Source organism: Curtobacterium sp. ER1/6 (assembly GCF_001742745.1).
Taxonomy (GTDB): domain Bacteria; phylum Actinomycetota; class Actinomycetes; order Actinomycetales; family Microbacteriaceae; genus Curtobacterium; species Curtobacterium citri.
The window spans coordinates 146,126-159,688 of record NZ_MJAK01000004.1 but is presented as its reverse complement, the minus strand read 5'-3'; the positions used below and the strand labels follow the sequence as shown (position 1 = coordinate 159,688).

The window sequence follows — 13,563 nt, the reverse complement described above, 5'->3', positions numbered from 1 at the left end:
CATCCTGCACCCCGAGCCTCCGGGCGCGGTGAGGCTCAGGACGAGGTCAGGCTGCCGCCGCAGGAGTACGTCGCCGCGGTCACGGCGTCGAGCGCCGGCAGGGCGGCCGCCCGCGAGGAACCGATGGCGTAGAAGGCGAAGGTCAGCCGGGTGCCGTCGGCGGCGTCGATGTACCCGCCCAGCGTGTTCGCGCTGTCGATCCAACCCGTCTTCGCGTGCACCTTGCCGCGGGCGACCGCGTTCGCGCCCTTGAAGCGGCTCGACAGCGTGCCGGACACCCCCGCGACCGGCAACGACTCGGCGAGCACCCCGAGGCCCTTCGCGCCCGCGGCGACCTGCACCATGAGGTGGGCGACGAACGCCGGCGACACCGCGTTCGACGCGCTCTCCCCCGAACCGTCCCGGATCACGATGCCGGCCGGGTCGAGCCCGTAGCCCGCCAGGGCCTTCTGGTACACCCCGGTCAGGGACGCAGCGGAACCGCCCGCGCCGGACTCCCGCGACGAGACCCGGGCGAGCATCTCCGCGAGGGTGTTGTCGGAGTTCGGGATCATCTGCCCGATCAGCGTCGAGACGGGCTGCGACGACACCGAGGCGATCGTGTCCGAGCTCGTCGTCGCACGGTGCACGACCTGCGCGTTCCCGGCACCGACGACCCCGGCGGCCGCCAGCGCGGTCCGGAACGCCGCACCGGCGCGACCGACCGGGTCGGTGGAGCGCGGCGACGTGGCCGCGGCGGGGTTCGCACGGTCGCCGTCGACCATCAGCGCCGTGACCCGCGGCTGGTACCCGATCGTCCGTTCGGTCTCCGGCCACGTCGGGTCCCACGCGTCGGCGTCGTCCCAGTAGCTGTCGTCCGCGACGATCGTCGTGACGGGTGCGTCGCCGAGCTCCGCCTTCACCTGCTGGGCGAGCTGCGCCAGGGTCGGGGCGCCCGGGTACACCGTGCCGTTCCCGGCCGACAGCGTCGCGTCGCCGTGCCCGACCAGGGCGATCGTGTCGTCCGCCTCCTTCGTCACGGTGGTCGGGATGCGGTGGTCACCGCCCAGCACGGCCAGCGCGGTGGCGCTCGTGAGCGTCTTCATGACGCTGCCGGTCTGGGCGGCCTCCGTGCCCTTCCTCGAGAACAGCGTCTCGCCGGTCGCCGCGTCCATCACGAAGCCCTCGAAGTCGCCGAGGCCCGCGGCGGACGCGGCGGAGTCGATCGTGCACGTGCGGAGTGCCGACGGACCCGCGGGGTCGGCGGGGACAGCCCGGGCGTCCGGGGTCGGCGTCGCGCTCGGGGTCCCCGACGCACGCGGCGTCACGGGGGCGGAGGACGTGCTCGCGGCGACGGTCGGCGCCGCGGACCCGCGCGACGGCATGGTCGCGGCGGCGACCGCGACGGCCCCGCCGGAGCCGAGGACCAGGACGCCGGCCAGGCCACCGGCGATCCACGGCACGGGACGTCGGGAAGCCGAGCGGCGCACGGCGGCGACCGCGTCGCGGATGCGCGTCGGGAGGGACTTCGACGAGGGCTGCTGGTCGGACATCGCGAACGATCCTACGGAACCCGGCCACGGGCCTCCAGACCGGGATCCGCGCCCGGGGGTCAGGCGACGGAGGCGGGTGCCGGACCGTCCTCGTCGTCGGCCGCGTAGCGGACGCCGACCTGACGTCGGGCCTCGTCCATCACCGCCATGACGGCCACCGTCTCCTCGGGGTCCATCGGGCCGCCCTCGTGCGTGCCCGAGGTGATCATCTCCTCGAACGCGCGGGCCTCGTGCGCGTACCCGGCGAGCTGCTCGCGGGAGTCGTACTCCTCGACGACCGCACCGTCCCGGTCCCGCAGTCGCCAGGTCGTCGGGGTGTACCAGGTGTCGTCGAGGTCGATGCGGCCGTCCTCGCCGATCACCGAGGCGGTGTTCGGGCTGCGGAGGTCGAGGGCGAAGTGCACCGTCGACTGCGCGCCGCCCTCGTGCGTGAGCACGAGACCCACCTGCGTGTCGACGCCCCGGTCGCTCAGCGTGCCCGCGGCGGTCACGGCCGTCGGGACCCCGAGGACGTCGACCGCGAACGAGATCGGGTACACACCGAGGTCGAGCATCGCGCCGCCGCCCAGCGCAGGGTCGTTGAGGCGGTGGTGCGGGTCGCTCGGCAGGGCCTGGTGGTGCGTCGCCTCGACGAGTCGCGGTCGGCCGATCCGCCCCTCGGCGATCAGCTCGCGGATCATCCGCATCTGCGGGAGGAACCGGGTCCACATCGCCTCCATGACGGCGACGTCGGCGCGACGGGCCGCGTCGACGACCCGGCGGGCCTCGGCTGCGGTGATCGTGAACGCCTTCTCGACGAGCACGTGCTTGCCGGCGGCGACGGCGAGGAGGGCGTCCTCGGCGTGCCGCGAGTGGGGTGTGGCGACGTAGACCGCGTCGACCCCCTCGTCGGCCACCAGGTCCTCGTAGGAACCGTGAGCACGGGCGATGCCGTGCTCAGCGGCGAACGCCTCGGCGCTCGCACGCGTGCGGCTGCCGACCGCGACGAACTCGATCCCCGCGGCGGTGCAGTCCACCACGAAGGAGCGTGCGATGCCGCCCGTGCCGATGACTCCCCAGCGAACCGTCATGGCCCCTGTCTACCAGCGGTCGGTCCCGCGCCGTCCGCGGGACCGCTCCCCGGGCAGTACTCGCTTCCTGTGCGGACCCACATGGACCGCTCGGCGCACGGCCAGTTAGCGTGCTCGTGTCCCCCGACCGGGGGCGTTCCCCGACTCGAAGGTGATCCCGTCTCCATGCGCCGATCAGTCCTCACCGCCGTCGCCACGAGCGCGGCCGTCCTGCTCACGACGACGCTCGTCGGCGCCGGCCCCGCCGCCGCACACGGCTGGGGTCCGCCCGGGCACGACCACGGGCACGACACCGCTCTCACGCCCCGCACGCACTTCACGATGGCTGCCGACGGCTCCTCCGGCATGACGCAGGGCGGTGAGGGCATCCCGAACATCGACTCGGTGAAGAAGACCATCGCGACGTACTACGGCGACCCCGGCACCGGGATCGCGGACGAGACCGACTCGCCCTACATCCGCGAGATGCGCTCGATCGTCGACCGCGAGACGCGCCAGCTCCGCCGCATGCACGACACCGCCGTCCGGCACGGGCAGCGTCCGGCCATCGTGCTCGACGCTGACGACACGACGCTCTGGACCTACGACATGGAGGTCGCGGACATGCACTTCGTCTTCGACCCCGCCCGCCAGGACGAGTGGGTGCAGGACGAACGCTTCGCCGCCACGCCCTCGATGGTGGGCTTCGTGAACCGTGCCCAGGCGATGGGGTTCACCGTCTTCGGGCTCACCGGTCGCACCGACGACCAGAAGACCGCCACCGTGCAGAACCTGACCAAGGTCGGCTACACCGCGTTCGCCCCGGACCGGTTCTTCACGAAGTGGACCGGCGTCGGCGCCTCGCAGCAGCCGTCGTACATCACCTGCGCCACCGCGAAGTGCACGACGGTCGAGTACAAGGCCCTGACGCGCAAGCACATCGAACAGGACCTCGGCTACGACATCACGCTCAACGTCGGCGACCAGTGGAGCGACCTGCAGGGCGGGTACGCGGACCGCTCCCTGAAGCTACCGAACCCCACCTACTTCCTCCCCTCCGCCGACCTCCCCGGCGTGTCCGAGCCACGGCTGGCTCCGCGCACGCAGTTCACCATGGCGGCGGACGGCTCGTCCGGCGTGACGCAGGGCGGGGAGGGCATCCCGAACATCGACTCGGTCAAGAAGACCATCGCAACGTACTACGGCGACCCCGGCACCGGGATCGCGGACAAGACCGACTCGCCCTACATCCGCGAGATGCGCTCGATCGTCGCGCGACAGGCGCCCGTCGTCGCCGCCCAGTGCTCCGTCGCGAGCCGTGAGCACCGCAACCCCGCGATCGTGCTCGACGCCGACGACACGACGCTCTGGACCTACGACATGGAGGTCGCGGACATGCACTTCGTCTTCGACCCCGCGCTGCAGGACGAGTGGGTGCAGGACGAGCGTTTCCCGGCCACCCCGTCGATGACCTCGCTCGTGTCCGTGGCCGAGCGCTCCGGCTGCACGATCATCGGGCTCACCGGCCGCAACGACGGCCAGGAGGCGGCGACCATCGCCGACCTGAACAAGGTCGGCTACCCGCAGTTCCGTGCCACGGAGCGCGGCACCGAGACGTACTACACGAAGTGGACCGGTGTCGGCGCCTCGCAGCAGCCGTCCTACGTCACGTGCGCCGCAGCGAAGTGCACCACGATCGAGTACAAGGCGCAGACCCGGGCCCACATCGAGTCGCGTGCCGGCGGTCGGTACGACATCGTCGCGAACTTCGGCGACCAGTACAGCGACCTCATCGGTGGGTCGGCGGACCGGAACGTCAAGCTGCCGAACCCCACCTACTACCTGCCGTGACCACCCGTGCCCCTGCCGGACGCCTCCGTCCGGCAGGGGCACGGCACAGGGCTCCCGTGTGCGCCGGACGGGTCGGCCTGACGGGTCGGCCGGACGGGTCGGAACGACGGAACCCCCGGTCGGACACTGTCCGACCGGGGGTTCCGGTTGTGAGCCGCCTGTCGGAATCGAACCGACGACCTATTCATTACGAGTGAATCGCTCTGCCGACTGAGCTAAGGCGGCGGACGCTCCGTTCCCGGAGCGGCACGGGTAACGACTATACAGGTTCAGACGAGCGAACGCGAAACGAGCGCGCCGAGCTCGTCGAAGGAGCGCTGCAGCTCGTCCACGAGGAGGGTCGCGGAGCCGCCGTCGGACCACTCCCACCAGGCGTGCCGGAGCGCCGCGAGCGCGACCAAGGACGCCAGGCGGGCTCGCCTCCGGAGCACCTCCGAGGCCTCGTCGACGTCCGCCCCGGTCGCCGTGAGCCGTTCGGTGACGGCGTCCTCGACCTGCGCCTGGAACTCCTTCATCGACGCCATCCGCCTGCTGAACAGCTCGGGCGCTGCACGGAGCACCTGCTGGCGCTCGGCGAGCAACTCGCGGTCGTCGACGAGTTCCTCGGCCGCGTGCACGAGCAACACCGCGAGGTCGGACAGCAGCTCCCCGGTCGGTCCCCCCGCCCGGAAAGCATCGAGCGCCGGCCCCGCGGGCAGCGTCGGATCGTCGCCGAGCAGCGCCTGCTCCTTGCTCGGGAAGTAGTTGAAAAAGGTGCGCGGCGAGACGTCCACCCGGCGGGCGATCTCGTCCACGGTGACCGCCGGCCAGCCGGACTCGATCGCGATCCGGAGGGCCGCCTGCTGGATCGCGAGACGGGTGGCGCGGCGCTTGCGTTCACGCAGGCCGGGTGCGGCGTCGGGCATGGCGCGATCTTCTCACGGCCGGTGCGGCCGTCGGCTGCGGGTGTGCGCAGGCTGCCGGGGACGGACGGAGGAGACCGGCCACGCGCCTCCCGGACGACCGCGGCGGGTCGGCCGGGAGGCGCGTGGCCGGTCCGTCGGGACGCTTGCGTCCGTCGGTGCCCCCGTCGGTGCTCCCGTCGGTTGTCCCGTCGGTGCTCCCGTCGGTTGTCCCGTCGGTGCTCCCGTCGGGCGACGGGCGACGGGCGCCCGATCCGCCCGTCAGCGGGTCGCGCGGGCGATCGTGACGAGGAGCGCCTCGAGTGCCAGCAGGGCGGCGACGTTCGCCGCGATCCGCTGCCGTGCCAGGGCGACTGCGTCGAGCACCTCGAGGGCAGCGGCGGGCGGGACGACCGCGAGCGCGCGGTCGAGCTGGTCGCGCATCGCGAGGTTCACGGGTTCGGCCGGCGCGCCGAGACCGAGCAGGAGCAGGTCGCGGTACAGCGAGGACACGTCGACGAGGATGCGGTCGAGGCCGTCGCGGAGGCTCCGGGTGGCCCGGCGCTTCTGGTCCTCCTCGAGTGCGCGGAGCTGGGACCGCAGCGCGGGCGGCACGGTCCCGCCGGGCGCCACCCCGAGTGAGCGGAGTGCGGCGTCGCGTTCCTCGCTGTCCCGTTCCACGGTGATCGCCTTGGCGTCCTCGTCGGCCACGGCGAGCAGGTCGGCAGCGGCCATCACGGCGTCGCCCACCGAGCGGATGCCGAGCACCGTCTCGAGCGTGCGTCGACGGCGGCCACGGGCGTCCTCGCTCGTCGCCAGGCGCTGGGCCATGCCGATGTGGCTCTGGGCCTGCCGTGCGGCGTCGGTGGCGAGGCCCCGGTCCACCCCGGTGCGGGCGACGATGAGGTCCGCGACGGACGCCACGTCCGGCACGCGCAGGCGCACCGAACGGACCCGCGACCGGATCGTGGGCAGCAGGTCCGCCTCGCTCGGGGCGCAGAGGATCCAGACCGTGCGCTCCGGCGGCTCCTCGAGCGCCTTGAGCAGCAGGTTCGAGGTGCGCTCGGTCATGCGGTCGGCGTCCTCGATGATGACGACGCGGTAGCGACCGACCGACGGCGAGTAGTGCGACGACGTGACGAGGTGCCGGATCTCGTCGATGGTGATGATCACGCGCTGCGTGGTCAGCACGGAGACGTCCGGATGGGTCCGTGCCGCGATCTGCTGCAGGGTGTGGTCGTCGTCGGCGCCCGAGCCGACCAGCGCGGCCGCGAACGCCGCCGCGACGTTGGAGCGACCGGACCCGGGCGGGCCGGTGATGAGCCACGAGTGGGTCATCCCACCCGTGCCCTCGGGGCCCTCGGCCGCACTGCGCAGCGCGGCGACCGCCTCGTCCTGCCCGGTCAGGCCGTCCCACACGCTCACGGGGTCATCCTCGCAGCAGCCTCCGTCACGCGGGCGGTCGTCACGATGCGCTCGGGCCCGTGGTCGGGATCCCGACGAGCGCGCCGACGGCGGTGCGCACGGCGCGTTGGACGTCCTCGGCGGGAGCCGACGCGTCGACGACCAGGAACCGGGCCGGTTCCGCGGCGGCCGCGTCGAGGAACGCGCAGCGGACGGTCTCGTGGAAGGCGGCGGCCTCGGACTCGAGCCGGTCGAAGGTGTCGCCCCGCGCCGCGGCCACACGGGCGCGGCCGACCGTGACGTCGAGGTCGAGCAGCACGGTCAGGTCCGGCGCGAGGCCGTCGGCGGCCCACTCCGACACGGACCGGATGCGGTCGGCCCCGAGGCCCCTCGCGACGCCCTGGTAGGCCACCGAGGAGTCGATGTACCGGTCCTGCAGCACGACCTCGCCGCGCTCCAGGGCCGGCCGGACGACCGTCTCCACGTGGTGGGCACGGTCCGCGGCGTAGAGCAGGGCCTCCGCACGCGGGGCGACGTGGCCCCGCTCGTGCAGCACCATCTCGCGGATGCGCTGCCCGAGGTCCGTCCCCCCGGGTTCACGCGTCCGCACGACCGTCCGACCGTTGGCCTCGAGCCAGTCGGTGAGCAGCGCGGCCTGGGTGGTCTTGCCCGCGCCGTCGCCGCCCTCGAGGGTGATGAACCGACCGGTCACTTCTTCTTGGCCGGCGCCTTGCGGGCCGGGGCCTTCTTCTTCACCGGACCCTTGGCGCGCTTGTCGGCGATGAGCTGCACGGCGCGCGCGTGGTCGACCGTCTCGATGTCCTCGCCGCGCGGGATGGTCGCGTTCGTCTCGCCGTCGGTGACGTACGGACCGAAGCGGCCGTCCTTCATCTTAATCGGCTTGCCGGACACCGGGTCGGCGTCGAACTCCTTCAGCGCGGCACTCGCGGTCCGCTTGGCACCGTACTTCGGCTGCGCGAAGAGCTCGATCGCGCCGGGGAGGTCGACGTCGAAGATCGCGTCCTCGCTCGGCAGCGTCCGGGTGTCGGTGCCCTTCTTGATGTACGGGCCGTAGCGGCCGTTCTGCGCCGTGATGTCCTCGCCGGACTCCGGGTCCTTCCCGACGACGCGGGGCAGGTCGAGGAGCCTGAGCGCGGTCTCCAGGTCCACGGTCTGCGGGTCCATCGACTTGAACAGGGACGCGGTGCGCTCCTTCGGCGCTGCGGCCTTCTTCGTCGTCTTCTTCGCGGGGGCCTTCGCCGTGGTCTTCGCAGCGGCCTTCGTCGTGGTCGACGTCGGGGCCTGCTCGGCGGCAGCCTCGACGACCTCGCCGGTGGACGGATCGACCGTCGGCTCCGGCTCCGGGGTGCGCTCCGTCACGTAGGGGCCGAAGCGGCCGTCCTTCGCGAGGACCTCCTTGCCGGTCACCGGGTTGATGCCGACGACGCGGTCCCCGACGACGGGCGCGTCGACGAGCTCCTGCGCCTTCTCGGCGGTCAGCTCGTCGGGCGCGAGGTCCTCGGGCACGTTGACGCGCCGGGGCTTCTCCGGGTCGTCGCTCGGGACCTCGATGTACGGACCGTAGCGGCCGATGCGCAGGGTGAGACCGGGCGCGAGCTCGACCGAGTTGATGTCGCGCGCGTCGATCTCGCCGAGGTTGTCGATGACCGTCCGGAGCCCACGGTGGTCGTCACCGCCGAAGTAGAACCCCTTGAGCCAGTCGATGCGGTCGGCGTCGCCGCTCGCGATCCGGTCGAGGTCTTCCTCCATCCCGGCCGTGAAGTCGTACTGCACGAGGTCGCCGAAGTGGTCCTCGAGCAACCGGACCACGCTGAACGCGATCCAGTTCGGCACGAGGGCACTCCCCCGCTGGGTGACGTACCCGCGGTCCATGATCGTCGAGATGATCGCCGCGTACGTCGACGGGCGACCGATCCCGAGCTCCTCGAGTGTCTTCACGAGGCTGGCCTCGGTGTAGCGCGGCGGCGCCGACGTGTCGTGCCCCTTCGCCTCGACGTCACTCACGCCGAGGTGGTCGCCCTCGGCCATCTGCGGGAGCTTGGCATCGCCGTTGTCCCCGCTGTGGCGGTCCTCGTCGCGGCCCTCTTCGTAGGCGTTGAGGAACCCGCGGAAGGTGATGACGGTGCCGGACGCCGTGAACTCGGCGTCGGTGCCGGTGGCGGTCGCGGCGATGCCGGCGACCGGCTCCGTCGACGTGATGCCGAGCACGACCGACGCGGTCGAGCCCTTGGCGTCCGCCATCTGCGAGGCGACCGTGCGCTTCCAGATGAGGTCGTAGAGCCGCCAGTCGTTGCCGCGCAGCACGCCCTCCATCTCGGACGGGGTGCGGAAGGTGTCACCGGCGGGGCGGATCGCCTCGTGCGCCTCCTGCGCGTTCTTGCTCTTGCCCGCGTAGCTGCGCGGCTTCTCCGGGATCGTCTCCGGGCCGTACAGCGCGGAGGCCTGCTTGCGGGCCGCGGTGACGGCCTGCTGCGACAGGGACGACGAGTCCGTTCGCATGTAGGTGATGTGGCCGTTCTCGTAGAGCGACTGGGCCACGCTCATGGTCTGGCGCGCGGAGAACCGGAGCTTGCGCGCGGCCTCCTGCTGCAGCGTCGACGTCGTGAACGGCGCGGCGGGTCGACGCGTGTACGGCTTCGACTCGACGTTGCGCACGACCGCGTCGCCGGCGCCCTCGAGCACGGCGGTCAGGGCGGCGGCGGACGCCTCGTCGAGACGGACGGCCTCGCCCTTGAGCGCGCCGCGGTCGTCGAAGTCGCGCCCGGAGGCGACCCGCGTGCCCTGCAGGCGGACGAGCCGCGCCGTGAAGGCGGTGTCGCCGACCTTCTCGAAGCGAGCGGACAGGTCCCAGTAGTTCGCGGAGACGAAGGCGAGCCGCTCGCGCTCACGGTCGACGACGAGACGGGTCGCCGCGGACTGCACGCGGCCCGCCGAGAGTCCGGGGCCGACCTTGCGCCAGAGCACCGGCGAGACCTCGTACCCGTAGAGACGGTCGAGGATGCGGCGGGTCTCCTGCGCGTCGACCAGCGCGGTGTCGAGCTCGCGGGTGGCCTCCTTCGCGCGCTGGATGGCCTCCTTGGTGATCTCGTGGAACACCATGCGCTTGACCGGCACCTTGGGCTTGAGCACCTGCAGGAGGTGCCACGCGATGGCCTCGCCCTCGCGGTCCTCATCGGTCGCGAGGAAGAGCTCGTCGGCTTCCTTCAGCGCCCGCTTGAGCTCGGTGACCGTCTTCTTCTTCGCGTCGGAGACGACGTAGTAGGGCTCGAAGCCGTTGTCGACGTCGACCGAGAACTTGCCGAGCGAGCCCTTCTTGAGCTCGGCGGGCAGGTTCTTGGGCTCGACGAGGTCACGGATGTGTCCGACGGACGCCTGGACCTCGTATCCGTCACCGAGGTATTGCGCGATCGTCTTCGCCTTCGCGGGGCTCTCGACGATCACGAGCTTCTTCGTGCCTGGCACGTGTCTCCTTGATCGATGGTGCGTGCCGGCCCTGGACGCCAGCGGAGTCCGGGTCGACCGGGACGACGGTGACCGGGGGCCGACGTGCACACCATACACACCCTGTTCGGACGTGCTGGTCGCCGGACCGGCGACGGCGACCGCGCTCACGGCGAACGGTCCCGGGGCGACGACGACCCGCACGCGGGCGGTCGCCGACCGTGTGGCGCAGGAGCCGAGCGCCGCGCCGTTCGCGGCCGCCACCCGGCCGGCCGTGGCGCAGGGCGTCCCCGCGACCCGACCGACCAGCACCGCCGCCGCGGCGAGCGCAGCGGCGTCGGCCGCGGTGCGTGCCCGGACGTCGCCGACGCGCACCCGCGCCGCCCCCAGGGCCGCCGTGGCCACGACGAGGACGACGGCCACGGCGGCGACGAGCAGGACGGTCGCCGTCCCGTGGTCGTGCTGTGCTCGTGCACCGGCGGTCACCGCCCGCCCTCCGCGGCACAGCCGGTCGCCCGGAGCGGCAGGAGGGCGAACGGTCCGGGAGCGGCCACCCGGAGATCGATGCACACGAGGCCGTCCGAGCGGCGGACCGACGACGACGCCCCGGGCGCGCCGGACGACACCGCGGTCGCGGCCGCCCCGTCGTCCCCGCGCCCGAGGGCCCGCGCTGCGGCACCGGCGGTGTCCTGGAGTCGCCCGGCTCGGTCGGCGAGCACGACGCCCGCGACGAGCGACACCATGACCAGGGTGACGACGGGCAGCGCGACCGCGAACTCGACGGTCACGCTCCCCCGGTCGCCCTGCCCGCGGTCGGAGGCGGTCACGGGACCAGCGCCCCGCGGACCAGGTCGGTCAGGACCTGCTGGACCTCGCCCGAGCGCATCACCGCGACGAGGACGCCCGCGAAGGCGACCGCGGCGAGGATGACCACGGCGTACTCCGCCGTCGCCGATCCGCGGTCGCCGGCGAGTCGGCTGCGGACCGTCCCCTCCCAGCGCCGCCCGGCGCGGACGCGGACGCGCCGCCGCTCCTGCTCCCTCTCTCGGCCTGTCGCGGTCCGTCGTGCTGCCCTGGTGTCGGTCATCCCGTTCCCCTCTCTCCTGTCGTGCTCCAACGGTCGTGGACCGCGGCGGCCCGCGCCCCGTCGTCGCGTCGGTCTGTGGACGCCTCAGCCGAGTCCGCCGACGGTGGAGGACAGCACCCCGACCACGACGGGCACGACCCCGACCAGGACGAACGCCGGCAGCACGCAGGTGCCGAGCGGCAGCACGAGCTGCACCGCCAGCCGCTCCGCCCCGGCCAGTCCCGCCGCAGCCGCGTCGTCGCGGACGTCCTCCGCCGCTGCACGCAGCAGTCCCGCCGCCGGCACCCCCGCCCGTCGCCCCAGGTCGAGCGCCTCCCGCAGTCGCGCGGCGACCTCCGGCCCGGGCTCGGTCGGCAGGCGGGCGTCGGCGAGCGCCGCACGCACGGTCTCCTCGGCCGTCTGCCACGAGCCACCCCCGGTCAGCGCCACCGCCCACGCGTCCAGCTCGATCCCGGGGATCCGTCCGTCGGGGACGGCACGGAGCACGAGGAGCCGTGACCAGCGTCGACCGACTGCGACGAGGCCGGCGGCGAGGGCGGAGCACGCCCAGCCGACCGGCCGCGTCAGCAGGACCTCGGCCGCGCCGGCGTCCCACGCCCAGCCGAGCCCGAGGCCCAGCAGCGGCAGCGCGAGCACCACGCGCGCACTCGTCCGGGGTCCGGCGAGCGCGACGCGCACCGCCCGGTCCGCCGCGGCGCTCCTGCGCATCGCGGCAGCGAGCGCGCGGAGGGCCTCGGCGGACGGCACCCCGCTCCGGGCCGCGACGTCGAGGACGACCCGCACGTCCCGCCACGCCGGACCCGCGGACGCCGGACGGCCACCGACGAGTGCCCAGGCGCGGGGCGCCGGCACCCCGGCGGCGACCAGCACGGCGACACGGTCGAGGACCCGCGCGGCCGCCGACGGGCCCTCCCGGTCGCGCGCCCGCGGATCCTGCCGGTCGGTCACACCCGGCCGACTGCCCGGACCGGACGCACGGCGAGCCGACCGTCGCCGTCGACCACGCAGGAGCCCACTGCGGCGAGACCCCGCCTCGACCCCGTGCGTTCGAGGTGCACGACGAGGTCCACCGCGCTCACCACCTGCCGGGCGAGCGCCTCCGGCCCGAGCCCGGCGAGTGCACCGAGGGCCTCGAGCCGGACCGCGACGTCCTGCAGGCCGTTGGCGTGCAGCGTCCCCGCACCGCCGTCGTGCCCGGTGTTGAGGGCGGACAGCAGTTCCCGCACCTCCGCGCCCCGGCACTCGCCCACCACGAGCCGGTCCGGCCGCATGCGCAGCGCCTCCCGCACAAGCCGGTCGAGCCCGATCGCGCCCACGCCCTCCGCGTTCGCCTGCCGCGCCTCGAGCGCGACGACGTGCGGGTGGTCGACGCGGAGCTCCGCGACGTCCTCGACGGTGACGATGCGCTCGTCGTGCGGGACCGCCGCCAGCATCGCCGCGAGCACGGTCGTCTTGCCGCTGCCGGTGGCGCCCGTGACGAGCACGTTCCGCCGCTCGGCCACCGCGCGCTCGAGCACCGCGCGCGGGACGGCCCGGAACGCACCGCGGCGCTCGAGGGACGCGAGGGTCGGTCGGTCCGGCGACGGGAGCCGCACCGACAGTGCGGTGCCGCCCACCGAGACCGGTGCGAGCACGACGTGCACCCGGACGCCGTCGCCGTGCCGGACGTCGGCGCACGGTGTCGTCTCGTCGACGTGTCGTCCGCCGAGGGCCACGAGTTCGGCGGCGAGCGCCCGGACACGCCGCTCGGGCAGGTCCGGTGGGACGCGCTCGAGGCCGCGCCCCCGGTCCACCCACGTCCCGCGACCGCCGACGACCAGGACGTCCGTCGTGGCGGCGTCCGTGACGAGCGCGGCGAGTTCCTCGAACGCCGCGCCGTCGACCGCCCTGCGGCCCCGGGTGGGGAGCCGGTGCACGCCCGGCAGGAACGGCTCGTCGACCACGGACGCCAGGTGCGCGGCGGGCGGACGGCGGACGGGCACGGCGGGCGGGGACGACCCGGCCGCGACCCGGTCGAGCGGGAGCCCGCCGTCCGGGGGCCGACGGGACCTGGGGAGCTCGGCTCGGTGACGGTGCATGGCGACGACGGTAGGACGGCGACGTGCTCGGGTGTCCGCCGTCTGCGCACCCTTGTTGGTAGCGGCGACCATCCACACCAACGGCGGGTTTTGTACCCCACCACGGAATCCCGTACCCCGTTCGGCTCCGGCCCCGTCAGCACGCCGCGGGGCCGTCTCCCGGCCCTGTCCGCAGAACGCCGCACCGTCTCGAGCACGACCACCCGGGGTGGCGTCTGC

Annotated in this window: 11 protein-coding genes and 1 tRNA gene; 1 reads left to right on the top strand and 11 read right to left on the bottom strand. The window is 73.6% G+C overall.

All coding sequences use genetic code 11. The annotated features are described in order from the left end of the window. Positions 1–35: 35 nt before the first annotated feature. Positions 36–1,532, bottom strand: coding sequence for a D-alanyl-D-alanine carboxypeptidase/D-alanyl-D-alanine-endopeptidase (dacB, locus tag Cus16_RS08410; protein ID WP_083263822.1), 1,497 nt, complete (start codon positions 1,530–1,532; stop codon positions 36–38). 59 nt (positions 1,533–1,591) lie between these two features. Then, positions 1,592–2,602, bottom strand: coding sequence for a Gfo/Idh/MocA family protein (locus Cus16_RS08405; RefSeq protein WP_069712183.1), 1,011 nt, complete (start codon positions 2,600–2,602; stop codon positions 1,592–1,594). 165 nt (positions 2,603–2,767) lie between these two features. On the opposite strand from Cus16_RS08405, the gene Cus16_RS08400 reads away from it, so the two are divergent. Continuing rightward, the gene (locus Cus16_RS08400; RefSeq protein WP_069712182.1) at positions 2,768–4,432 is read left to right on the top strand and encodes an HAD family acid phosphatase; all 1,665 of its coding nucleotides are present in this window, start codon (positions 2,768–2,770) and stop codon (positions 4,430–4,432) included. A gap of 152 nt (positions 4,433–4,584) precedes the next feature. Here Cus16_RS08400 and Cus16_RS08395 read toward each other — a convergent pair. From Cus16_RS08395 to Cus16_RS08355, 9 genes are all read right to left on the bottom strand, one after another. Continuing rightward, a tRNA-Thr gene (locus Cus16_RS08395) sits at positions 4,585–4,657 on the bottom strand. Between the two features lie 44 nt (positions 4,658–4,701). After that, positions 4,702–5,337 (bottom strand): TetR/AcrR family transcriptional regulator, encoded by a 636-nt coding sequence (locus Cus16_RS08390; RefSeq protein ID WP_069712181.1) that lies wholly within the window; start codon positions 5,335–5,337, stop codon positions 4,702–4,704. A 258-nt stretch (positions 5,338–5,595) separates the two neighbouring features. After that, positions 5,596–6,738, bottom strand: a complete 1,143-nt coding sequence (locus tag Cus16_RS08385) for a DNA polymerase III subunit delta' (protein ID WP_069712180.1) — start codon at positions 6,736–6,738, stop codon at positions 5,596–5,598. A gap of 40 nt (positions 6,739–6,778) precedes the next feature. Next, positions 6,779–7,429, bottom strand: a complete 651-nt coding sequence (gene tmk, locus Cus16_RS08380) for a dTMP kinase (RefSeq protein WP_069712179.1) — start codon at positions 7,427–7,429, stop codon at positions 6,779–6,781. Further along, positions 7,426–10,200 (bottom strand): type I DNA topoisomerase, encoded by a 2,775-nt coding sequence (topA, locus tag Cus16_RS08375; RefSeq protein WP_069712340.1) that lies wholly within the window; start codon positions 10,198–10,200, stop codon positions 7,426–7,428. Before topA ends, tmk begins: the two co-directional genes overlap by 4 nt. Positions 10,201–10,661: 461 nt before the next feature. Further along, entirely contained in the window at positions 10,662–11,006 is a 345-nt protein-coding gene (locus Cus16_RS16280) for a TadE family type IV pilus minor pilin (protein WP_069712178.1), read from the bottom strand. Continuing rightward, complete coding sequence (locus tag Cus16_RS16855; protein ID WP_069712177.1) at positions 11,003–11,266, bottom strand: DUF4244 domain-containing protein; 264 nt, start codon at positions 11,264–11,266, stop codon at positions 11,003–11,005. The genes Cus16_RS16280 and Cus16_RS16855 overlap by 4 nt, the downstream gene beginning before the upstream one ends. Positions 11,267–11,350: 84 nt before the next feature. After that, positions 11,351–12,214, bottom strand: coding sequence for a type II secretion system F family protein (locus Cus16_RS08360; protein WP_069712176.1), 864 nt, complete (start codon positions 12,212–12,214; stop codon positions 11,351–11,353). After that, complete coding sequence (locus tag Cus16_RS08355; RefSeq protein WP_083263821.1) at positions 12,211–13,344, bottom strand: CpaF family protein; 1,134 nt, start codon at positions 13,342–13,344, stop codon at positions 12,211–12,213. Before Cus16_RS08355 ends, Cus16_RS08360 begins: the two co-directional genes overlap by 4 nt. Between the last annotated feature and the right edge of the window lie 219 nt (positions 13,345–13,563).